The sequence below is a fragment of the Tabrizicola sp. genome, assembly GCF_016793705.1.
Lineage (GTDB): Bacteria > Pseudomonadota > Alphaproteobacteria > Rhodobacterales > Rhodobacteraceae > Tabrizicola.
This window is the reverse complement of the sequence record NZ_JAEULO010000067.1, coordinates 14,610-36,074: the sequence shown is the minus strand read 5'-3', so window position 1 is coordinate 36,074 and position 21,465 is coordinate 14,610. Positions and strand designations below refer to the sequence as shown.

The following is a 21,465-nucleotide window of genomic DNA, read 5'->3' as shown; positions in this document are numbered from 1 at the left end:
TAGGCCAGAGTTGCCAGGAAGGATGAGGCGATGGCCGAGCGGAAGATCAACCCGATTCTCAAGCAGGTGCTGGAACTGGGCCCGACCGTGGTCTTCTTCCTGATCTACATGCGGATCAAGGATGAGTCGTTCACCTTCGGCGCGACCGAGTATTCTGGCTTCATTGTGGCGGCGCTGATCCTGGTTCCGTTGCTTCTGGTTGCATCACTCATCCTCTGGTTATTGACGGGCACGATCAGCCGGATGCAGGTCTTCGTCGGTGTGATGGTCGTCTTCTTCGGCGGGCTCACGGCCTGGTTCAACGACGCGACCTTCTTCAAGATGAAGACAACCTTCGTCTATGGCACCTTCGCGCTGATCCTGGGGGCGGGCCTTGTCCGCGGCAAGAGTCTGCTGCAATGGGTGATGGCCGAGGCTTTGCCCATGAAACCAGAGGGTTGGATGATACTCACCCGCAGGCTTGCACTGATGTTTGCGGCCCTTGCGGTGGCGAACGAGGTGATCTGGCGCACCCAGTCCGAAGAGACCTGGGTCATCCTGGAGACCTTCGCGATGCCCGCGGCGCTGTTTCTGTTCCTGATGGCGAACTTCATGGCGCTGCACGGCTACCTGATCGAGGAGCCGGAGGACGAAGCCTGAGGCGCGGCACAGGAATGCCCCGCTTGGGGCGGGGTTCTGCCCCAGCTCTGCCTTGATGCCTCTCTAAACCCGAAGGTGAGCTTCAGAGGGGTTCACCATGCACCGCACGCCATTCGATCTTCTCCGCCTGTTCCTGAGCCTGTTCCAGGACCTGCCGCCCCTGTCGCGCGCGCTGTATCTGCCCGGCGCGGTGCTGCTCATCGGCTATCCGGTGCTGTCGGTGGCTCTGGGGCCGGAGCAGGGCGGACAGGCCTTTGCCACAGCCTTCCTGCTGGCGCTGGCGGTGCGGGTCGGCATGGGGTTCGAGGGCATGGTGCGCCGCATGCTGACGCGCTATTCGGTGGCGCAGGCCGTGGTCTTCGCAGTGCTTTTCGCGGGCCTGCCGCTGCTGGTGGTGGCAATGGTCGACGATCCGCTGTGGTGCCAGCGGATGCAGAGCGCGTTCTACGTGGTGATCGCGGGCGTCTTCCTTCAGGACGTGCTGAACAAGCGCGTCTCGACCGCCGCAAGCTTCTGGCCGGATGCCGAGATGGCCGAGCACCTGCCGAACCTGACCAGGATGATGGTGGTCTACAACTTCGGCTTCCTCCTGCTGAACGAAACCATGATCCGCGCGGTCGATCCGTCGCACTGGCTTCTGTTCTGGGCGGTGCTGCCGATCATCGGGCATACGGTGTTGCGCGCCATGGTGCTGACGGTGATCAACCTGGATGCGGGCCACGAGGCCTGAGGGGCGTGACACCGCCGCGTTCCGGGCGCCCCTGCGGGCGCCCTTTTCATTGCGACATGACGCAGGCGGCCTTCTTCACGTCGATGCAGCGCCGAAGCGCGGTCAACACCCCGGAGGGCGCGTTCGACAGGGGCAGGAAGCCCAGTTCCGACAGTTTGCGGGCATAGGTCTTCGAGAGCGCGGCGTCGAGGTTCAGCGCGGCCTCGAAATTGGCATAGGCATCCTCCATCCGGCCCAGGGCGGCGTCGATCCGGGCCAGCGTGTCGTGATAGGTGGCCTCCATCCGGGCGCCGTTCGGGTTCTGGCGCAGGACCTGGGTCACGCGGTCGGCCTCCTCGGCCTTGCCGTTGGCCAGCAAGGCCGCGCCTTGCACGTTCACCGCGGCAAGGTTCTCCGGATAGCGCTTGAGCAGCGCCTCTGCCTCGGTCGCCACCGTCGCGGGGGGCGCGTATTCGCCAAGGGCGAGAAGGCGGCGGGCGAGGATGTCTTCCTCGATCGACGGGTTCGGATCGGCGACCACGTCTGGGCGGAGCGCTTCGTCCGCGACGGCGACGACATCCTCGTACCGGCCAAGGGCGGCCAGCGCGGCCAGCTTGTTGCGGTAGGCGTTCTGGTAGCCGGGGACCAGCGAGATCGCGGTGTCGAAGTAGGACAGCGCCTCTTCCGCCCGGCCGAGGTCGATCAGGCAGCGGCCCTTGATCTCGTTCGCATAGGCATATTGCGGGTCGATCCGAAGGGCGTTGTCGGCATCGTCGGAACAGCGCTGGCCGGCGTTGAACTGCCACCAGCTTTCGGCCCGGTTGGCCCAGGCGTCGATATAGTCCTCGACCGCCAGCGCGGCGGAATAATGCGCGAGCGCCCCGGCGCTGTCGCCCTGGTCGTAGCGGACATTGCCCAGCTCGACCCAGACCCAGGCGTTTTCCGGCGTGTAGCCGAGCGCCTGTTGCAGGGTGGCGGCAGCCTCGTCGAGCTGGCCGAGCATCCGCTGCGCCTCACCCTTGAGCGACAGGGCCTGGGCGGCGGCCTCGGGTGTTTCGGCGGCCTCGAAGGCCTGGTCGCAAAGGGCGATCCGGGCCTCGTAATCCTGGCCGCGGTCGTCGCAGGTCTGAGCCTGGGCGGCGGCGGGGATCAGGGCGGCAAGGACGAAGAGGAACGGGCGCATGGGGGCCTGCAAAGTGGTTGCGGCTGGAGCGTCCGTCACCTGTCGGGGAAAATCAAGGGCGATGGGAGCGGCGGCATTGACCCTGCCGAGCCACGGGCGTATGCAGGCCTCCGTGGCGCTTTGTTACCGGATTGCGGGCCACGTTAAACAAGCCGCTAAAGAGGTGAAGGGCGTTGCCCCGGCACCTTTTGGTTGTCCGGGGCTTTTTATTGGCCGGGAGGCCCGCGATGTCATCGAAGGACTGGAAGACCCGCACGCAACTGGTGCACGAAGGCACCCGCCGCAGCCAATATGGCGAGATGGCCGAGGCGATCTTCCTGACGCAGGGCTTTGTCTACCCCACCGCCGAGGCGGCGGAGGCGCGCTTCGTGAAGGCGGGCGAGGACGAGTTCATCTATGCCCGCTACGGCAACCCGACGACCCGCATGTTCGAGGAGCGGATCGCCGCGCTGGAGGGCACGGAGGACGCCTTCGCGACGGCGAGCGGGATGGCGGCTGTCTCGGGCGCGCTGATGTCCTGCCTGCGGGCCGGGGATCATGTGGTCAGTTCCCGCGCGCTCTTCGGGTCCTGTCTTTACGTGCTGGAGGAGGTGCTCCAGCGCTTCGGTGTCAAGGTGACCTTCGTCGACGGCGCCGACCTCGACCAGTGGCGCAAGGCGGTGGTGCCGGGAACCAAGGCGGTGTTCTTCGAATCGATGTCGAACCCGACGCTGGAGCTGGTGGACATTCGCGGCGTGAGCCAGATCGCCCATGCCGCGGGGGCACTGGTGATCTGCGACAACGTCTTCGCGACGCCGGTCTTTTCCCGCGCGGTGGAGCAGGGTGCGGATGTGGTGGTCTATTCCACGACGAAGCATGTCGATGGCCAGGGCCGGGCGCTGGGGGGCGTGGTCTGCGGTACGCAGGAGTTCATCCGCAAGGTGCTGGAACCCTACATGAAGCACACCGGCGGCAGCATGAGCCCGTTCACTGCCTGGATGCACCTGAACGGTATGGCGACGCTGGATTTGCGCTGCCGGGCGATGGCCGATACCGCGCTGACGGTGGCCAGGGCGCTGTCGGCGTATCCGAAGGTGACGAAGGTGATCTTCCCGGGGCTCGCCAGCCACCCGCAGCACGCGCTGGCGATGGCGCAGATGGGATCGGGCGGCACGCTGGTCACGTTCGAGGTGGCGGGCGGCAAGGAGGCGGCCTTCCGCTTCATGAACGCGCTGGAGATCGTGAAGATCTCGAACAACCTGGGCGATGCGAAAACCATCGCAACCCATCCGGCGACCACGACGCACCAGCGGCTGCCGCAGGACCAGAAGGATGCGCTGGGGATCACCCCCGGCCTGATCCGGCTGTCGCTGGGGCTGGAAGATGCGGATGACCTGATCGCCGACCTGACGCGGGCGCTTTCGGTCGCGTGATCGTCGCAATCGGCGCTTGCTTTGGGCGGCGGAATGCCTATGTGATGGAGACCTGCCCCGGACCAGGGTGATCCGGCGGCGGGCCTCTCTCGTAGAAGATTCCGGAAATTGACGGCGCGGCCATGGCCCGCCCGAACCGAAAGGACCAGCCCGATGAACATCCATACCCCCGAGATCGACCGGCTTCCCACGCGGGAAGAGGCAGAAGCGGCGCTGGCCGTGCTACGGCAATGGGCGGGGAAATCGTCCGACGAGGACATCTCGCGGCTGGATTCGGCGGTGGGCTGGTTGGTGCCGGGACAGGGCTATCCGGCGCTGTCGCGCGTCTATCCGGAAACGTTCCGCGCTGACGAGGCCTATCGCGCGTCGATGCCCGACCTTCAGAACGGGCCGTCCAGCCTGATCCGGGGCGCGAAGTCGCGCATCCAGCATGTCGGGATCTCCAACTTCCGCCTGCCGATCCGCTATGCGACCCGCGAGGGCGCGGCGCTGGTGCTGGAGACCAGCGTCACCGGGACGGTCAGCCTGGAGGCCGAGAAGAAGGGCATCAACATGAGCCGCATCATGCGGTCCTTCTATGCCCATGCCGAGAAGGAGTTTTCCTTCGGGGTGATCGAGGCGGCGCTGGACGATTACAAGGCCGACCTCGGGGCCTTCGACGCGCGCATCCAGATGCGGCTGTCGTTCCCGATGCAGTTGCAGTCGCTGCGCTCGGGCCTGTCGGGCTGGCAGTACTACGACATCGCGCTGGAACTGGTGGAAGAGGCCGGGATCCGCACGCGGATCGTGCATCTGGACTATGTCTACTCCTCGACCTGCCCTTGCAGTCTGGAGCTGTCGGAGCACGCCCGCGCCACGCGGGGACAGCTGGCGACGCCGCATTCGCAGCGCTCGGTCGCGCGGTTGTCGGTGGTGCTGGCGGGCGAGATGGCGCTGGAGGATCTGGTGGACCTTGCGCGGGGTGCCGTCGTCACCGAGACGCAGGTGATGGTCAAGCGCGAGGACGAGCAGGCCTTCGCGGAACTGAATGCGGCCAACCCGATCTTCGTCGAGGATGCGGCGCGGCTCTTCTGCGAGGCTTTGCGCAGGGACGCGCGGATCGGCGATTTCCGGGTGGTGGCGAGCCATCAGGAATCGCTCCACAGCCACGATGCGGTCAGTCTTCTGACCGAGGGTGAGACCTTCGCCACGGCAAGCCTCGACCCTCATCTCTTCCAGACGCTGATCCACAGCCGGTGACCGGGCGCTGACGGTCCGGATTGACGTGACGCGCGGCGCCGCGTAGCCATGCCCGACCATGGTTGACCTCCGCCCCGTCGCCTATGTCATCGGCCGCATCCTGATCGTCCTCGCGATCCTGATGCTGGCCCCGGCCATCATCGACTGGCGCGCGGGGCTTCAGAACGGCTACCATTTCCTCGCTTGCGCCGCGCTGACCGGGGTGGTGGGCGGAGGGCTGACGCTTTCCACCGGCAATGCGCTGGGTCGCGGGCTGGACACGCGGCAGGCCTATCTTCTGACCTCGGCGATCTGGTTCCTGGTCCCCTTCTTCGGCGCGCTGCCGTTCTGGATCGGAGCCCCGGGGCTTTCGCTGAACAACGCCTATTTCGAGGCGGTTTCCGGCATCACCACGACCGGGGCTTCGGTGATCTCGGGCCTGGCGGACCTGCCGCAGGGCATGACCCTCTGGCGCGGGATGCTGAACTGGCTTGGCGGGCTTGGCATCGCCTTCATCGCGATGATCTTCCTGCCGCTGATGCGGATCGGCGGGATGCAGTTCTTCCGCACCGAGGGCTTCGACACCTTCGGCAAGGTGCTGCCGCGCGCCACCGACATCGCCCAGCAGCTGCTGGTGGTCTACCTGGCGCTGACCGGGTCCACGATGGTCGTCTATGCCGTGCTGGGGATGCCATCCTTCGAGGCGGTGGTGCATGGCATGTCCACCGTGGCGACAGGGGGGTTCTCGACCAATGACGATTCCTTCACCCGCTACAATGCGCCGATCCAGTACGCCTCGTCGCTGTTCATGTTCCTGGCAAGCCTGCCCTACATCCGTTACGTCCAGCTGATGAACGGCTCGGTCGTGCCGCTGTGGCAGGATGCACAGGTCCGGGCCTATGCGCGCTGGCTGGGTATGGCGGTCGCCGCCGTCGCGCTCTGGCGGATACTGACCACGAACATCGGCGTCGAGGAGGCGATCAGGCAGAGCCTGTTCAACCTGAGTTCGATCATGTCATCGACCGGCTTCGGCACGACAAGCTTTGCGGGCTGGGGCGGCTTCATGCTGGTGGTTGCCTTCGTGATCGGGGTGATCGGCGCCTGTTCGGGGTCCTCGGCGGCGGGCCTGTCGGTCTTCCGGGTGCAGCTGGTGATCGCCGTCCTGAAACGCGAGATCCGGCGGATCGGCAATCCCTCGGCAGTCGACCCGATCCGCTACGAGGGCCGCCCGGTAGAGGAGGACGTGCTGAACGCGCTGATCCTCTTCGTGTCGAGCTTCATCCTGATCCTCGGCACGATGAGCGTGGCGATGACGCTGATGGGCGTCGACACCGTCTCGGCCCTGTTCGCGGTCTGGACCTCGCTGGGCAATGTCGGCTACGGCTTCGGGCCGCTGGTCGAGCGGACCGGAACCTTCATCGACTTTCCGCCCGGCGCCATCGCCATCATGTCGCTTTGCATGATCCTGGGCCGCCTTGGCCTGCTGGCCATCCTTGTCATGGTGCTCCCAAGCTTCTGGCGGCGCTGAGCGTCACTCCCAGCAGGAGACGAGCGCGGTCATCCCCATCGCGGTGTCGGCCAGTGCGGCGGGCGAAAGGGCGCTGGTGTTGGTTGCAGGAAGAGGCGTCACCCCGGTGGGAGTCAGAAGGCGGGCGATCTCGGCATTGGGAAGTGCGAAGGCCACGCCTGCGGGCAGCTGCTTGCCGCCAGCGGGGGCGGCGGGCAACAGCATGCCCAGGACGGCACCCGAGGCATCCAGCACCGCGCCGCCCGCATCGCCGGGCAGCGATTGCAGCGACAGCCGGTTCAGCCCCGACTCGCCGTTCAGGCCGGTCAGGTCGTCGAGCGTGCCGAAGGTCAGGGTGGGGGCGGGCAGGCGGTCTTCGTAGGAATAGCCGGGAACGGTCACTTCGCTGCCGGGCCGACCGGGGGTGGTGGCGAAGCCTGCCACGGCGCGGGGGGCGAGGGGCGATTTCGGTTTCAAAAGCGCAAGTCCGCTCCTCGCGTCGGTCAGCGTGACCTCGGCCTCCGTGGCGCGGTCGATGGTGACGCGACCGCATTCGGCGACGGCCTCGGTGGTGGTCAGTACCGCGCCTTCGGGCGAGATGAAAAAGCCGGTGCGGCTGAGCTTCGGTTTCCGCACTTCGAGGCCGGAGAGGAGCCCCGCCCTTGTGCCGGCGTCCATCGCCACCATGCCGGGGTCAAGCACGCTGTCCCCGTCGGGTTTGAAGCTTTGTTCCAGCACTTGCAGGATGCGGGCGTCGCGCGCCTCGTTGCCGGGGGTGGAGATCAGCATCCAGCCCTTGATCCGGTCGCCCTTCAGCGCGGCGAAGACGGTGGTGTCGGTGGTGGCGCTGGTGCCGCGAATGCGGAAATCGCGATCCCCCCGGTCGCGCGCGCCGTCGAGCGGCACGGATTCCAGCGTCTGCAGCACGTCGTAAAGCCCATAGAGCGCGGCCTGGTCGCCCGGCTGCGAGATGAGGAGGATGCGGGGGGCGCCCTCGGCCTTGGCGCGGTAGTGGACGAAGGGCGGCTCGTAATGGTCGAATTCGACAAGGCCCAGCGGCAGGGTGACGGTGATGCCGGATTCGGCCTCGACCACCTCGGTGAAGCCGAAGGTCGAAAGCTCGCCCTTCCAGGCGTCGAGGAGCGCACGGCGCTGGCGGGTGGTCAGGATGCCGGTCGGCTCCAGCCCCTCAGCCTCTTGCCAGGCGGCCATGGAATTGCGGGTGCCGGGCCCGAAGGCGCCGTCGATGCCGCTGGCGTAGAAGCCGAACCATTGCAGCGCGGTTTGCAGGTCCTTGCGATCCTCGGGCAGAAGCAGCGCCTCGCTGTCGCGGGCCTCGGCGCGGGTTTCGTCGGGCGCCTCGGCGGGTTCGGGGTCGACGGCGGGGTCGGGTTCGGCGGTGGCAGCATCATTGGTTGCGGGGATCAGTGGCGGGTCTCCGTTTTCCGGCCAGTACTGGTCGCGGAAATCGCGGGAATAGGCGATGAAGCTGTCGGCGGGGATCTGTCCTTCGCGCTTGAGCGCTTCAAGCTTGATGGCCGCTTCGGCAGCCGGGTAGGGGCCGATCATGATGCCATACCATCCCGAACGCAGCTGGAAGCCTGCCGTGTCGGGGAAAAGCGAGGTGTAGGCCTGCGCCCGATCCTTCGCGGAGACCATGTTTGGCAGGGCCTCGACCTGAAGCCAGACTGTGTCGTCCTGCGCGGCGCCCGCCCTTGGCTGCAACAGGATGAGGGCAGAGAGAAGCAGGGCAAGAAGGGCAACGGGTCTGAACATGAAGAGGTCCTGAAAGGCGGAAGCGCTTCGCGCGACATTAGTAAATGCGCGCGCGGCGGCAAGGGTGAAACGGGTCACGTTTGCGCCGGTCCTTTCCGGAATTGACCCTCTGGCCCCCAGTGGATAGGGAAGGCGGCACGTTCCGCCCCCGCCAGAGGCCGCCCATGTCCGACGCCCCGACGACCCCGAAGAGCTTTCAGGAAATCATCCTGCGGCTGCAATCCTACTGGGCGGCGCAGGGCTGCGCGGTCTTGCAACCCTATGACATGGAAGTGGGCGCGGGCACCTTCCACCCCGCCACCACGCTGCGGTCCCTGGGGTCGAAGCCCTGGGCGGCGGCCTATGTCCAGCCCTCGCGCCGCCCGACCGACGGGCGCTATGGCGAGAACCCGAACCGGCTTCAGCACTATTACCAGTACCAGGTGATCATCAAACCCTCGCCTGCGAACCTTCAGGACCTCTATCTCGGCTCGCTCGCGGCCATCGGCATCGACCTTGGCCTGCACGACATCCGCTTTGTCGAGGATGACTGGGAAAGCCCCACCCTCGGCGCCTGGGGCCTGGGCTGGGAGGTCTGGTGCGACGGGATGGAGGTCAGCCAGTTCACCTATTTCCAGCAGGTCGGCGGGCATGACTGCAAGCCCGTCAGTGGCGAGCTGACCTATGGGCTGGAACGGCTGGCGATGTATGTGATGGGCGTCGATCACGTCATGGACATGCCCTTCAACGACCCCGACAGCCCGATCCCGCTGACCTATGGCGACATCTTCCGCCAGACCGAGGAGGAATACTCCCGCCACAACTTCGACGGTGCGACGACCGAGATGCTGTTCCGGCATTTCCAGGACGCCGAGGCCGAATGCGAGCGTCTCCTCGCCTTCGAGCCCGAGGACCCGAAGACGGGCAAGCGGATCATCATGGCGCATCCCGCCTATGACCAGACGATCAAGGCGAGCCATCTCTTCAACCTGCTCGACGCGCGGGGTGTGATCAGCGTGACCGAACGCCAGGCCTATATCGGCCGGGTGCGGGCCTTGGCGAAGAAATGCGCCGATGCCTTCCGGCTGACCGAGGCGGGGATGGACGCGTGAATGCGGGCCCGATCAATGCCGGCAAGCTCATCGTGGGGGCTATCGTGATCGTTGCGGCCATTACGGGCGGCTTCCTGTGGTATACCGCCGAGCGCGCCTATTACACGCCCGTCGCCTTCCAGCCGGGCGCGGAGATCCGGCTGGTGCCGCTGACCAGCGACCAGCCCGAGGCGATCATCGTCAACGGAGTGCAGGGGATCGACGCCGACAGCTCGCCTATCAAGTTCCGCGCCTGTTTCACCACGCCGCTGACGCTGGCGACGCTGACCGAGACCTACCGGGACTATCCCGGTGCCGAGCCCCTGATCGCGCCCTCAGGCTTCGACTGCTTCGATGCCGCCGCCATCGGTGGCGCGCTGGAGAAGGGGGAGGCGCTGGCCTTCCTGTCCGAGCCGAACATCACCTATGGCGTCGACCGTGTGGTCGCCGTGATGGGCGACGGGCGCGGCTTCGCCTGGAACCAGATCAATGCCTGCGGCAGGGAAGTCTTCGAGGGACGCCCCGCGCCGGAGGGCTGCCCGCCCGTGCCCGAAGGACTGAAGTGATGCCCGACCTCTTGATCGAACTCTTCTCCGAGGAAATCCCGGCGCGGATGCAGGGAAAGGCCCGCGACGACCTGCGCAGGCTGGTGACGGACGGGCTGGTCGAGGCCGGGCTGACCTATGCCTCTGCCGGGGCCTTTTCGACGCCGCGGCGGCTGGTGCTGTCGGTTGAGGGGCTGACCGCCGAGAGCCGCCCGGTCAGGGAGGAACGCAAGGGGCCGTCGACCTCTGCCCCCGCGCAGGCGGTGGAGGGGTTCCTGCGCTCCACGGGCCTGACGCTGGACCAGCTGGAGCGGCGGACGGAGAAGAAGGGCGAGACCTTCTATGCCGTGGTCGAAAAGCCGGGCCGGGAGGCGGCGGAGATCGTGGCCGAGGTGCTGGAAGCGGTGATCCGCGCCTTCCCCTGGCCGAAGTCGATGCGCTGGGGCGCGGGGTCGTTGCGCTGGGTGCGGCCCTTGCAGTCGATCATCTGCCTGCTGTCCGATGAAGGCGGCGCGCATGTGGTGCCGCTGACCGTGGACGGGATCGTCGCGGGCAACGTGACCGAAGGCCACCGCTTCATGGGCAACGGGCGGTTCACCGTCCAGGGCTTCGATGATTACGCTGTGAAGCTGAAGCGCGCGCGGGTGGTGCTGGACACGGCGGAACGCGAGGCGGCGATCTGGCAGGGGGCGCAGAACCTGGCCTTCGCCGCCGGGATGGAAGTGGTCGGCGATCCGGGCCTGCTGACCGAGGTCGCGGGGTTGGTCGAATGGCCGGTGCCGCTGATGGGGCGGATCGCTGACCAGTTCCTCGCCCTGCCGCCGGAGGTGTTGCAGACCTCGATGAAGGAGCACCAGAAGTTCTTCTCGGTCAGGAACCCGAAGACCGGGCGGATCGAGGGCTTCGTGACGGTCGCCAACATCGAGGCCCCGGACGGCGGCGCGGTGATCCTGAAGGGCAACCAGAAGGTCCTCGCGGCGCGGCTCTCCGACGCGAAGTTCTTCTGGGAAAACGACCTGCGGGTTGCCAAGGCCGGGATGGCCGAATGGGCCGAGGGTCTGAAGGCCGTGACCTTCCACAACAAGCTCGGGAGCCAGGCGGAACGGATCGACCGGATCGCGGCATTGGCGCGGGAGATTGCGCCGCTGGTCGGGGCCGATCCCGAGGATTCCGAACGCGCGGCGCGGCTGGCGAAGCTGGACCTGCGCTCCTCGATGGTGGGCGAGTTCCCCGAGTTGCAGGGCGTGATGGGCCGCTATTACGCGCTGGAGGCGGGGGAGAAGCCTGCGGTGGCGGATGCGGCGCGAGACCACTGGCGGCCGAAGGGGGAGGGGGACGGGGTGCCGACCGAGCCGGTCTCGGTCGCCGTGGCGCTGGCCGACAAGGGTGCCGTCTTGGGCGGATTCTTTGGCATTGAAGAGTTGCCCACCGGATCGAAAGACCCGTTTGCTCTGAGACGCGCAGCCATTGGATGCATTCGCCTCGTACTGAATAATCAAGTGAAGAATTTGGCGATTAGCGCAATCTACCGTGGGGCGTTGGAAGACGCTGTGCGCTCGCAGCAGCACGATCAAAGAAGGGTTGAGCCGCTCACGGCTGAAGAGATCCAGTATAAGATTGAGGAACTGAGCCAGGCGCTTTTGGATTTCTTCCACGACCGCCTCAAGGTCTACCTCAAGGACCAGGGCATCCGGCACGATGTCATCGACGCCTGCCTCGCCATGCCGGGGAACGACGACCTGACGCTCCTCGTCAAGCGGGCCACGGCGCTGTCGGAAACGCTGAAAACCGAGGACGGGGCGAACCTTCTGCAAGGGTTCAAGCGGGCGAACAACATCCTGAGCCAAGCCGAGGCCAAGGACGGCGTGGAATATTCCTTCGGCGCGGACCCGAAGTTCGCCGAAACCGATGCGGAACGCGCCCTATTCGCCGCGCTGGACAAGGCCGAGGCGACCATCACGCCCGCTATGGCACAAGAGGATTTCGCCACCGCCATGTCCGCGATGGCCGCCCTCCGCGCGCCCATCGATGCCTTCTTCACCGCCGTTCAGGTGAACGCGGACAACGAGATCATCCGCCGGAACCGGCTGAACCTCCTCCACCGCATCAGGACCATCTGTTCCGGCGTTGCCGATCTGACGCGGATCGAAGGCTAGGGAGAGCGCCCCGGACTTGATCCGGGGCCTCCCTTTGACCCACGAGGCCCCGGATCAAGTCCGGGGCGGGTTTTCCTGTCGCCCGAAGATTCAGCACCGACGCCCCATGTGACGCTTGCGTGACGGGTCTTTCGGCGTATTCTGCACCTGAACAAAAGGTGCTGCGGTGCAGAAACACGATCCCATCGCGGAGTTCGTCCAGATCACGCCCTCGGCGCAGATCGCGACGGCGGCGCATGGCTGGCGGGCAAAATGCCTGCAACGGCTGGTGCGGCTGGACCTGCCGGTGCCGAAATCCGTGGCCCTGCCCGCAACCACCATCCGCGCCATCGCCGCAGGGCATGGGGTGGATGCTGCCGGTATCCTCGACCATTTCGGTGATGGCCCGCTGATCAGCGTGCGCCCCAGCCCCGCGAACCCCGATTGGGGCGGGCCGGGGACGATCCTCAACATCGGCCTCAACGCCAAGCGCCATGCCCGGCTGGCCGAAACCCATGGCGAGGCGGCGGCGGATGCGCTGTATCTGCGCTTCGTGCAGGCCTATGCGATCCATGTGGCAAGGCTCGACCCCGACGTGTTCGACGGGCTGAAGCCGGGGCCGGGCGCGTTGAAGGATGCGCTGCGGGAATACGAGGTCGAGACCGACGAGCCCTTCCCGCAGGATCCCGCTCAGCAGCTGTCGGAAGTTCTGCGGTCGATGGCGCGGGCGTGGGAAGGAACTTCCGCCCGCCTGTTGCGCCAGGCCAAGGGCGCCCCGGACGAGGCGGCGCTGGGCCTTGTCGTGCAGGAGATGGCGCAGGGGATCGGGCAGGGCATTTCCGGCTCGGGTGTGATCCAGTTCGTCGATCCGGTGACGGGCCAACCGCAGATCACCGGGCGCTATCTGGGGCAAAGCCAGGGCCGCGACGCGCTGAAGACGACCGAGGCCCTGTATCTGACGCGCGACCCGCGTGGGCCCTCGCTGGAGGATGTCTCGCCCGAGATCTTCGCGAAACTGGTGGAGTTCGGTACCACCTGCCGCACCCGTCTCCGCGAGGAGATGCAGGTCGAATTCACCATCGAGGATGGCCGCTTGGCCGTGCTGGACGCTGTCAAGGTGCAACGTTCGGCCCGGGCGGGGCTGCGGATCGCGGTGGCGCTGGCCGAGGATGGGGTGATCCCGAAGGACGAGGCGGTGCTGCGGGTCGAACCGCGCGCGCTGTCCGAACTCCTTCACCACCAGGTCGACCCGCGCGGGGAACGCGATGTGATCGCCCGGGGAATCGCGGCCTCACCCGGGGCGGCAACGGGGATTCTGGTGTTTTCCTCCACCGCAGCGCAGGCAGCGGCGGCGCGGGGCGAGGCCTGCATTCTCGTCCGCCGGGAAACCGCGCCCGAGGATATTCGCGGCATGCATTCGGCAGCGGCGGTGCTGACCGAACGCGGCGGCATGACCTCGCACGCCGCGGTGATCGCGCGGGGGCTGGGGCTGCCTTGCGTGGTGGGCGCGTCGGAACTGCGGCTGGATGCGCGCGACAGGAAGCTGACCGCGATCGACGGGCGCATCTTCCGCGAGGGCGACGTGGTGACCCTGGACGGATCGAAGGGCGAGGCGCTGGCGGGTGCTGCGGAAATGCTGCCCCCCGGGCTGGACGACAGTTTCCGCAGGCTGCTGGCCTGGGCCGACGAGGTGCGCGACATCGGTATCCGCGCCAATGCCGATACCCCCGCCGATGCCGAAACTGCGCGGAAGTTCGAGGCGCAAGGGATCGGCCTCTGCCGGACCGAGCATATGTTCTTCGACGAGGATCGTCTGATCGTCATGCGCGAGATGATCTTCGCCGACAGCCCCGGCGACCGGGCCGCCGCGCTCGCCCGGCTTCTGCCGATGCAGCGCGCCGATTTCGTGCAGCTCTTTGAAATCATGCAGGGACTGCCGGTCTGCATCCGCCTGTTCGACCCGCCCCTGCACGAATTCCTGCCCTCGGACCGCGAAGGCCTGCGCGACCTGTCCGAAGCTCTGGACCGGCCCCTCAGCGAAGTCACCCGCCGGGCCGAGGCGCTGACCGAGGTGAACCCGATGCTCGGGATGCGCGGCGTCCGGCTGGGCGTTGTCCTGCCGGAAATCTACGACATGCAGGCCCAGGCGATCTTCGAGGCGACCATCGAAAGCGCCCGCCGCGGCGCCCCGGTGGTGCCCGAGATCATGATCCCGCTGGTCAGCGCCCGGCGCGAGGTGGAACTGGTCAAGACCCGGATCGACGCGGTGGCGGCGATGGTGCGCACCAAGGCGGGGGCCGGGTTCGACTACAAGCTCGGGGTGATGGTCGAAACCCCGCGCGCGGCGCTTCGGGCCGGAGAGATCGCCCAGCACGCAGCCTTCCTGTCCTTCGGCACCAACGACCTCACCCAGATGACCTACGGGTTGAGCCGTGATGACGCCGGGCGGTTCATGAACACCTATGTCCGGCAGGGTGTCTTCCCGGAAGACCCGTTCCATATCCTCGACGTCGATGGGGTGGGCGAACTGCTGCACATCGGGGCCGATAGGGGCCGCAAGACCCGGAAAGATCTGACTTTGTCGATCTGCGGCGAACATGGCGGCAACCCGGAATCCATCGACTTCTGCCGCCGGGCCGGGTTCGACTATGTCTCCTGTTCGCCTTACCGGGTGCCGATGGCGAGGCTGGCGGCGGCGCATCTCGCGCTCAACGACAGGACGAAAGATATTTAATATCAGTTGCTTGCTGAATAATCTTAAGAGATTCTGCCGATTTTTCGGCGACATTTCGCTCATGCAGCATTAATTTCCGTGGCATTTCCGCAACAGCGGTGGACCCATGCCCGCGGTTCCCGTACCTCGCCGCCAGCTTGCCAAGGCGGGGAGACTTCCGCCGGGAAACCAAAGACGGAAGAGCAGAATGAAACGCGACCTTGCGGCCCTCGCGCTGGCGATGGCGCTGGCAGCCAGTACCGCTGCGGCAGATACCAGCTGGGCGACCGGCATGTTCGGCCTGATGCCGACCCCGGCCTCCTATGAAGCCGACCTCAGGCGCCTTCCCGCGCCAGATCTGAACGGTCCCCTGCCGGCCATCGCGATGACCAATGGCATCACCGAGGACTGGTTGATGGCTCGGCCCGAGCCAACGGGTGACGAGCAATGGGAGTGCCTGACCCAGGCGCTGTATTTCGAGGCCCGCGGCGAAAGCCTGGAAGGCCAGATCGCCGTGGCCGAGGTGATCCTGAACCGCGTCGACAGCCCGCTTTACCCGCGCACGGTGTGCGGCGTGGTCAAGCAGCGGGGCGGTGGCGGCTGCCAGTTCTCCTACGTCTGCAACGGCAAGACCAAGATGCGCGAGAAGGGTGCCCGGGACGTCGCGGGCCGTATTGCCCGGGCCATGCTGGACGGTGCGCCGCGGATCCTGACGGATGGTGCGACGCATTTCCACACGAAGGGCGTCCGCCCCAGCTGGTCCAAGCGTTTCGCCAAGACGGCCTCCATCGGCGCGCATCTCTTCTATCGTCAGCCTGGCGCCAAGGGCTGATGTCGCCAATCGCTGCATAGCTGACGCCTTATCGCTTGGCCCGCGCGTTCCGCGTGGTATGAGGGGCCGAACCGCCGAGGAGCTGCGCGCGCCCCATGTCCGACATCGAGCTGGCCTTTGCCCATCCGGAAGACCGGGCCGAAGCCTCGGCCGGGGCCGCGCCGCGCGACCGGATTTCCCTGCGTGACCATGTGGTCGAGGCCGATATCGGCGCCTTCCAGAAGGAACGCGGCCACAAGCAGCGCCTGCGCTTCAACGTGGTGGTCGAGGTGCGCCCGGTGACAGAGCCGCTGGAGGATGACGTCGACCGCATCCTCAGCTACGACCGGATCACCGAATCCATCGCGGCGGAACTCGCGGCGGAACGGCTTAACCTGCTGGAGACACTGGCCGAGCGTGTGGCCGAGCGCATCCTGGCCGAACCCGCCGCGATGCGGGTCTTCGTGCGGATCGAGAAGCTGGACGTCGGCCCCTATGCGCTGGGGGTGGAGATCGTCCGCTCCCGCGCCGAGCATCCGGTGCAGAAGCATGGCGACGAGGGGCTGGAGGCGGTGCATCCGCTGGTCGTCTTCCTCGACAATGCGACGATCCATGCGCCCGACCTCTCCGCCCGGCTGGATGCGCTGCTGGCCGAAGGTCTGCCGCTGATCCTGACCGTCGGCCTGCCCGATCTGCCGCGCCCCGTCACCGGCCACAAGCCGACCCAGCGCCGGGTGGACCTTCTGGCGGTGGAACAGAACGCCTGGACCCTTGCCGCCCGCGACCCGCGCTGCGTGGTGGTGGCGACCCGGACCGAGATCGACTGGGCGATCAAGCGCGGGCAGTCGGTGGTCTGGGCGCCCTCGAAGCTGGTGTTGGATGCGGTGGACGGGCCGAAGGGCAGCGATCCGGTGGGGCTTGCCCTGTGGCTTGCCGAAACAATGTCGGCCACCGCGCTGGTCGTTCACGGACAGGTTGCAGTTCCGGCGGGAAGCCGCGTCCCCGTGAAACGCGCCTGACGCTTCCCCCTTGCCAAGGGCTTTGGCATCGGCCACTCCCAAACCCATGGAGTATTTCCGCCCCATCGCGATGACGGATGTCGCCCGGCCTTCGGGGGCATTGACGCTCGCCGGGGGTTGGTGCTGGTTCGACCGGGTCGAGGTTCTGTCGCGCTCCGTCGCGGGCCGGATCATCGCCGCCTCCGAGCTTCCCGCACCGGTCCTGCACCGCCTGACTGCCCCGCGCGCTTCGTTCGCCGGGCTGGCGCTGGAAAGGCCCCGGCTGATGGGCATCCTGAACGTGACCCCGGACAGCTTTTCGGATGGAGGACGGTTCCTCGGCGCCGAGGCCGCCGTGGCGCAAGCCCGGGCGATGGCGAAAGGGGCCGAGATCATCGACATCGGCGGCGAAAGCACCCGCCCCGGCGCGGCAGAGGTGCCGGTCGACGAGGAAATTTCCCGCACCGCCCCGGTGATCCGCGCCCTGCGCGAGGGCGGGTTGACCGCGCCGATCTCCATCGACACCCGCAAGGCCCCGGTCGCGGAAGCGGCTCTGGAGGCGGGGGCGAGCCTTGTCAACGACGTCTCGGCCTTCGACTTCAACCCCACGCTTGGCCCCCTGGTGGCGGGGGCGGGCGTGCCGGTCATCCTGATGCACGCGCAAGGCGTGCCCGCGACCATGCAGGACGACCCGCGCTATGCCGACGTGCTACTCGACGTCTACGATGCGCTCGCCACCCGGCTGGCCCGCGCCGAAGCCCTGGGGATCGACCGCGCCCGGATCATGCTCGACCCCGGCATCGGCTTCGGGAAGACGCAAGCCCACAACCTGACGCTCCTGCGGGGCCTGTCGCTTTTCCACGGCCTCGGCTGCCCGATCCTGCTTGGCACCTCGCGCAAGCGGTTCATCGGTTCCATTGGCGGGGCATCCGACCCGCAGGACCGCGCGCCCGGGTCGATTGCGACCGCTCTCGCCGGGGTGGCACAGGGGGCGCAGGTCATCCGCGTGCATGACGTGGCCGAGACGCGGCAGGCGCTGCGGCTCTGGCAGGCGCTGAACACCGATCATCTGGAGGACGACGCATGACCCGCAAGCTTTTCGGCACCGATGGCGTGCGCGGCCGGGCGAACAGCTGGCCGATGACGGCGGAGCTGGCGCTGAAGCTGGGTGCGGCGGCGGGGCGCTACTTCCGCCGGGATGGCTCGGCCGCGCACCGGGTGGTGATCGGCAAGGACACGCGGCTCTCGGGTTACATGCTGGAAAACGCGCTGACGGCGGGGTTCACCTCGACGGGCATGAACGTGCTGCTTCTGGGCCCGGTGCCGACCCCGGCGGTGGGCTACCTGACGCGCTCGATGCGGGCGGATGTGGGGGTAATGATCAGCGCCTCACACAACCCGCACCAGGACAACGGGATCAAGTTCTTCGGCCCGGACGGGTTCAAGCTGTCCGATGCCGCCGAGGCCGAGATCGAGGCGATGGTGGAGGGCGAGATCGCGCCGGCCAAGCCAGAGAACATCGGCCGGGCCAAGCGGATCGAGGACGGGCGGGGGCGCTACCAGGAGTTCGTCAAGACGAGCTTCCCGAACGGTTTGCGGCTGGACGGGCTGAAGGTGGTGATCGACTGCGCCAACGGGGCGGCCTACAAGGCGGCGCCGGAGGTGCTGTGGGAGCTTGGGGCCGAGGTGATCCCGGTCGGCGTCGCCCCGAACGGGACCAACATCAACGACCGCTGCGGCTCGACCCACACCGAGACGGCGGCCGAGGGGGTGGTGGCCCACGGCGCGCATGTCGGGATCAGCCTGGATGGCGATGCGGACCGGATCATGATCCTGGACGAGACCGGCCGGGTCGCCGATGGCGATCAGATCATGGCGCTGCTGGCGGCGCGGTGGGCCGATGAGGGGCGGTTGGCCGGGGGTGCGCTGGTCGCGACGGTGATGTCGAACCTCGGCCTGGAGCGGTTCCTGGAGGGTCGGGGCCTGCGGCTGGAGCGGACGGCGGTGGGAGACCGGTATGTGGTGGAACGGATGCGCGAGGGGGGGTTCAACCTCGGGGGCGAGCAGTCGGGGCATATCGTGATGACCGATTATGCGACCACCGGCGACGGGCTGGTCGCGGGCTTGCAGTTCCTGGCCGAGATGGTGCGGACCGGGCGGCCCGCGTCCGAGCTGACCCGGTCCTTCGCGACGGTCCCGCAGCTGCTGAAGAACGTCCGTTTCGCCGCCGGTGCGCGGCCTTTGGAGGTGGAAGCGGTGCAGGCGGTGATCCGGGCGAGCGAGGCGAGGATCGAGGGGAGGGGGCGCATCCTGATCCGGAAATCGGGGACCGAGCCGCTGATCCGGGTGATGGCGGAATGCGAGGACGAGGCCCTGCTGACGGCGGTGGTGGACGAGATCGTGGGGGCAGTGGAGGCGGCGGTCTGAAACCTGTCCACGGTGGACAATCTTCCGAAATCCTGCAAAAACAGCATCTTGTCATTTCTTGTTAAGGTGATCTTAAGCCTTGGGTGCGGGCGATGAAGGTCAGGCTTTCCGATCTGGTGCGGGGCTGGCTGGCCGGGCAAGCTTGGCCCGGACATGACAGGACAGGAGCAAAAGATGCGGAAGCTGGTCGAGGGAATGGGCCTGACGGTGCTGCTGTGGAGTTCGGCGGCCTGGGCCGAGGACCTGACGATTGCCGGGCACAAGCTCAGCGTCACCGATGACGGGATGGGCAGTGCGGCCCTTCTGGTCGATGGCGAGGTGCTGCACGAGAACGGGGTGATCTACCTGGACGAGGCAGTGCAGACGCTGGCCGGGGTCACGGTCGTCACCGGGGTTGCTGGGTCCGGCGGGAACGCCTGCGGGGCGGCGCCCTTCGTGCTGGCGCTGCCGGAAGAAACGGGTCCTGCACTTTACGGGCCGCTCGACAGCTGCCGCGAGTTCACGATGCAGGTTCAGCCCGAGGCGCTGGTGTTTTCCATCGAACCCCTGCCGTCCGAGCCGGGCGAAGTCTGGGTCTGGAACCCGACCACTGGCCTGACCGAAGCCTTGCCCGAGGAGTTCAGTGCGGATAGCGGTGCCGGATGGGAGGCCCTGCCGACGCTGGCACAGGCGCATCCGGTCGATGCGATGAAGCTGGCGCCGGTGCTGTCTGCGCTGGAAACGGGGCTTGGCGCCGACTATCCGGTCTTCGCGGAACGGATTTCCGACCTCGGCTCGGGCGACCTGACGGCCGAGGGCTATCTGGGTCGGGCCTGCCTGAAGTATAGCTGCGAGACGGACTGGGCTGTGCTATATTTGCACGCGGCAAGCCAGCGGGTGTTCGCGGCCTGGGCGGTGTCAGGCGAAGCCAAGCCGCATCTCTGGCCGGAGGATTCCGGCGACTGGCCTGTCGAGGCCTGGGCGGCACTGAACGGAGAGATGGGCGAATGAGGACACGGCTGGCTCTTGCGGGAATGATCCTGACGACCACGGCGGCGCTGGCCGAGCCACAGGTAGTCCGGCTGATGGACGACAAGGTGGCGACGATCACGGCAGCCGACGGCATGGAAGTCCTGAGCATCAGCGCCTCGGGGAGCGAGCAGGTCGAGATGCTGTCCGGGGCGGAAGTGGACATCGTCGCGGTGGCCGATGGGACGGAAAACGAGGCGCTGTTCGGGGCACCGCTCGTTGTCGCATCAGTTACCGGGACGCAGACCTGCGACGGCGGCGATCCGCTGGACTACTATGTGGTGAAGCTGGGCCTTTTCCCGGAAGACCCGTTCGGGCCGCTGACGAGCTGCGTTCCGCTGGCGGTGAAGGCGGAGGATGGCGTCGTCACATTGATCGCGCCGGGTCGACCGGATGTACCGTCATGGACCTGGACGGCGGCGACGGGGTTTGTCCAGCGCGAGAACTGACGCCGGGGTGGCCAGTTCACCCGCGCGGCTTCGGGGCCAGCGCGTAGTCGCCCGGATAGGCAAGATCGCCGTGATGGGTGATCTTCGCGCTTTCGTGGCACCAGATCTCGCCGCCACAGCCTTCGATCCAGCGGCGGCAGAACGAAGTGTCCTCGCCATGCATGATCGCGCCGCCGCGCCCGCGCAGGTGGCTGAAGAAATCGTGGAAATCCGCGCCGGGATAGCCCGGGCCGTTGAAGCCGGGAACGGGTTGCGCCACGCCGGCGTCGACCATCCGCTCCGGAACCGCGCGGCGGATCAGCATGAAGCCGGTGCCCGCGCCCGGAACCTTGCGGAAGCCACCCCGCGCCTCGTGGGGCCAGGGCTGTCCGGCATCGAAGACTTCGGAGACATTGTAGCGCAGGGATTCCGCGATCAGCCTGTCGGTCGGCGCACGCTCGGCCTCGGGCTTCGCCGCCTCGCGTTCAATCAGGGCGCGGAAGGAGTTCCAGCGCATCTGCCGCTGCGGATAGGGCGCGACGGTGAAATCGGCATCGAAGTCGAGGAGGTCGAAGAAGACCTGCGGCTGATAGCTCATGTCGCTGTCGAGAAGAAGCGCATGGCTGAACTTCCGGTCGGCGAGGAAGCAGGACATCAGGTAGTTGCGCGAGATGACGAGGTCGGACCATTCGTAGGTCTTCAGCGCGAAGGGGATGCCGCGCCTTGGCAGGGCCTGGGTGAGGCCCAGCAAGCTGTGGACGGCGGGGGTGTCGATCCGGCCGCCGGTGGGCATCAGGATCAGAAGTGTGGCCATTATTCCCCCGAGGCAGCGCCGTGCCAAGTAAGCGTTGCCGGTCGGGGCGCGCGGCGTCAAGGGTAGCGGGAC

18 protein-coding genes and 1 riboswitch are annotated in these 21,465 nt (G+C 67.0%); of the genes, 15 read left to right on the top strand and 3 right to left on the bottom strand.

What is annotated here, in order from left to right:
* The first annotated feature begins 30 nt into the window (after window positions 1–30).
* Window positions 31–639 carry a septation protein IspZ gene (locus JNJ68_RS17285; RefSeq protein WP_294984330.1) on the top strand — a complete coding sequence of 203 codons (609 nt, stop codon included), beginning with the start codon at window positions 31–33 and terminating at the stop codon, window positions 637–639.
* Window positions 640–736: 97 nt separating this feature from the next.
* Window positions 737–1,369 carry a hypothetical protein gene (locus JNJ68_RS17280; protein WP_294984328.1) on the top strand — a complete coding sequence of 211 codons (633 nt, stop codon included), beginning with the start codon at window positions 737–739 and terminating at the stop codon, window positions 1,367–1,369.
* A 46-nt stretch (window positions 1,370–1,415) separates the two neighbouring features.
* On the opposite strand, the gene JNJ68_RS17275 is transcribed toward JNJ68_RS17280, so the two are convergent.
* A complete protein-coding gene (locus JNJ68_RS17275; protein WP_294984326.1) occupies window positions 1,416–2,531 on the bottom strand; it encodes a tetratricopeptide repeat protein in 1,116 nt (371 codons plus the stop codon).
* A 102-nt stretch (window positions 2,532–2,633) separates the two neighbouring features.
* Window positions 2,634–2,711, top strand: a riboswitch (SAM riboswitch).
* A gap of 47 nt (window positions 2,712–2,758) precedes the next feature.
* Between JNJ68_RS17275 and metZ the strand changes: the two genes are divergently transcribed.
* The 3 genes from metZ to JNJ68_RS17260 all read left to right on the top strand — a co-directional run bounded on the left by metZ (window position 2,759) and on the right by JNJ68_RS17260 (window position 6,689).
* Window positions 2,759–3,943: an O-succinylhomoserine sulfhydrylase gene (gene metZ / locus JNJ68_RS17270; protein WP_294984323.1), complete on the top strand. Its 1,185-nt coding sequence runs from the start codon at window positions 2,759–2,761 to the stop codon at window positions 3,941–3,943.
* A gap of 153 nt (window positions 3,944–4,096) precedes the next feature.
* Window positions 4,097–5,182, top strand: coding sequence for a GTP cyclohydrolase FolE2 (folE2, locus tag JNJ68_RS17265; RefSeq protein ID WP_294984320.1), 1,086 nt, complete (start codon window positions 4,097–4,099; stop codon window positions 5,180–5,182).
* 58 nt (window positions 5,183–5,240) lie between these two features.
* On the top strand, window positions 5,241–6,689 hold the full coding sequence (locus tag JNJ68_RS17260) for a TrkH family potassium uptake protein (protein ID WP_294984317.1): 1,449 nt from the start codon (window positions 5,241–5,243) through the stop codon (window positions 6,687–6,689).
* Window positions 6,690–6,692: 3 nt separating this feature from the next.
* On the opposite strand, the gene JNJ68_RS17255 is transcribed toward JNJ68_RS17260, so the two are convergent.
* Window positions 6,693–8,444 carry a trypsin-like peptidase domain-containing protein gene (locus JNJ68_RS17255; RefSeq protein WP_294984316.1) on the bottom strand — a complete coding sequence of 584 codons (1,752 nt, stop codon included), beginning with the start codon at window positions 8,442–8,444 and terminating at the stop codon, window positions 6,693–6,695.
* A 164-nt stretch (window positions 8,445–8,608) separates the two neighbouring features.
* Here JNJ68_RS17255 and JNJ68_RS17250 point away from each other — a divergent pair, with 164 nt between their 5' ends.
* The 10 genes from JNJ68_RS17250 (at window position 8,609) to JNJ68_RS17205 (ending at window position 20,600) form a co-directional block, all read left to right on the top strand.
* Window positions 8,609–9,535 (top strand): glycine--tRNA ligase subunit alpha, encoded by a 927-nt coding sequence (locus JNJ68_RS17250; RefSeq protein ID WP_294984313.1) that lies wholly within the window; start codon window positions 8,609–8,611, stop codon window positions 9,533–9,535.
* On the top strand, window positions 9,532–10,080 hold the full coding sequence (locus JNJ68_RS17245; RefSeq protein WP_294984312.1) for a DUF6446 family protein: 549 nt from the start codon (window positions 9,532–9,534) through the stop codon (window positions 10,078–10,080). The genes JNJ68_RS17250 and JNJ68_RS17245 overlap by 4 nt, the downstream gene beginning before the upstream one ends.
* Window positions 10,080–12,215 carry a glycine--tRNA ligase subunit beta gene (glyS, locus tag JNJ68_RS17240; protein WP_294984309.1) on the top strand — a complete coding sequence of 712 codons (2,136 nt, stop codon included), beginning with the start codon at window positions 10,080–10,082 and terminating at the stop codon, window positions 12,213–12,215. Before JNJ68_RS17245 ends, glyS begins: the two co-directional genes overlap by 1 nt.
* Before the next feature lie 166 nt (window positions 12,216–12,381).
* On the top strand, window positions 12,382–14,928 hold the full coding sequence (locus JNJ68_RS17235; RefSeq protein ID WP_294984306.1) for a putative PEP-binding protein: 2,547 nt from the start codon (window positions 12,382–12,384) through the stop codon (window positions 14,926–14,928).
* A gap of 187 nt (window positions 14,929–15,115) precedes the next feature.
* On the top strand, window positions 15,116–15,739 hold the full coding sequence (locus JNJ68_RS17230) for a cell wall hydrolase (protein ID WP_294984304.1): 624 nt from the start codon (window positions 15,116–15,118) through the stop codon (window positions 15,737–15,739).
* Between the two features lie 95 nt (window positions 15,740–15,834).
* Window positions 15,835–16,737, top strand: a complete 903-nt coding sequence (locus JNJ68_RS17225) for a dihydroneopterin aldolase (protein ID WP_294984300.1) — start codon at window positions 15,835–15,837, stop codon at window positions 16,735–16,737.
* A gap of 46 nt (window positions 16,738–16,783) precedes the next feature.
* A complete protein-coding gene (gene folP / locus JNJ68_RS17220; RefSeq protein WP_294984297.1) occupies window positions 16,784–17,803 on the top strand; it encodes a dihydropteroate synthase in 1,020 nt (339 codons plus the stop codon).
* Window positions 17,800–19,143: a phosphoglucosamine mutase gene (gene glmM / locus JNJ68_RS17215; RefSeq protein ID WP_294984295.1), complete on the top strand. Its 1,344-nt coding sequence runs from the start codon at window positions 17,800–17,802 to the stop codon at window positions 19,141–19,143. Before folP ends, glmM begins: the two co-directional genes overlap by 4 nt.
* Window positions 19,144–19,317: 174 nt before the next feature.
* Window positions 19,318–20,133 carry a hypothetical protein gene (locus JNJ68_RS17210; RefSeq protein WP_294984293.1) on the top strand — a complete coding sequence of 272 codons (816 nt, stop codon included), beginning with the start codon at window positions 19,318–19,320 and terminating at the stop codon, window positions 20,131–20,133.
* Entirely contained in the window at window positions 20,130–20,600 is a 471-nt protein-coding gene (locus JNJ68_RS17205; protein WP_294984291.1) for a hypothetical protein, read from the top strand. Before JNJ68_RS17210 ends, JNJ68_RS17205 begins: the two co-directional genes overlap by 4 nt.
* A gap of 16 nt (window positions 20,601–20,616) precedes the next feature.
* On the opposite strand, the gene JNJ68_RS17200 is transcribed toward JNJ68_RS17205, so the two are convergent.
* The gene (locus JNJ68_RS17200; protein WP_294984288.1) at window positions 20,617–21,393 is read right to left on the bottom strand and encodes a hypothetical protein; all 777 of its coding nucleotides are present in this window, start codon (window positions 21,391–21,393) and stop codon (window positions 20,617–20,619) included.
* Window positions 21,394–21,465: the final 72 nt, after the last annotated feature.

Bases quoted from the DNA above. Each gene is read 5' to 3' on its own strand.
- JNJ68_RS17285 (WP_294984330.1), top strand. From the start codon at position 31: ATGGCCGAGCGGAAGATCAACCCGATTCTCAAGCAGGTGCTGGAACTG.
- JNJ68_RS17280 (WP_294984328.1), top strand. From the start codon at position 737: ATGCACCGCACGCCATTCGATCTTCTCCGCCTGTTCCTGAGCCTGTTC.
- JNJ68_RS17275 (WP_294984326.1), bottom strand. From the start codon at position 2,531: ATGCGCCCGTTCCTCTTCGTCCTTGCCGCCCTGATCCCCGCCGCCGCC.
- metZ (WP_294984323.1), top strand. From the start codon at position 2,759: ATGTCATCGAAGGACTGGAAGACCCGCACGCAACTGGTGCACGAAGGC.
- folE2 (WP_294984320.1), top strand. From the start codon at position 4,097: ATGAACATCCATACCCCCGAGATCGACCGGCTTCCCACGCGGGAAGAG.
- JNJ68_RS17260 (WP_294984317.1), top strand. From the start codon at position 5,241: ATGGTTGACCTCCGCCCCGTCGCCTATGTCATCGGCCGCATCCTGATC.
- JNJ68_RS17255 (WP_294984316.1), bottom strand. From the start codon at position 8,444: ATGTTCAGACCCGTTGCCCTTCTTGCCCTGCTTCTCTCTGCCCTCATC.
- JNJ68_RS17250 (WP_294984313.1), top strand. From the start codon at position 8,609: ATGTCCGACGCCCCGACGACCCCGAAGAGCTTTCAGGAAATCATCCTG.
- glyS (WP_294984309.1), top strand. From the start codon at position 10,080: ATGCCCGACCTCTTGATCGAACTCTTCTCCGAGGAAATCCCGGCGCGG.
- JNJ68_RS17230 (WP_294984304.1), top strand. From the start codon at position 15,116: ATGAAACGCGACCTTGCGGCCCTCGCGCTGGCGATGGCGCTGGCAGCC.
- JNJ68_RS17225 (WP_294984300.1), top strand. From the start codon at position 15,835: ATGTCCGACATCGAGCTGGCCTTTGCCCATCCGGAAGACCGGGCCGAA.
- folP (WP_294984297.1), top strand. From the start codon at position 16,784: ATGGAGTATTTCCGCCCCATCGCGATGACGGATGTCGCCCGGCCTTCG.
- glmM (WP_294984295.1), top strand. From the start codon at position 17,800: ATGACCCGCAAGCTTTTCGGCACCGATGGCGTGCGCGGCCGGGCGAAC.
- JNJ68_RS17210 (WP_294984293.1), top strand. From the start codon at position 19,318: ATGCGGAAGCTGGTCGAGGGAATGGGCCTGACGGTGCTGCTGTGGAGT.
- JNJ68_RS17205 (WP_294984291.1), top strand. From the start codon at position 20,130: ATGAGGACACGGCTGGCTCTTGCGGGAATGATCCTGACGACCACGGCG.
- JNJ68_RS17200 (WP_294984288.1), bottom strand. From the start codon at position 21,393: ATGGCCACACTTCTGATCCTGATGCCCACCGGCGGCCGGATCGACACC.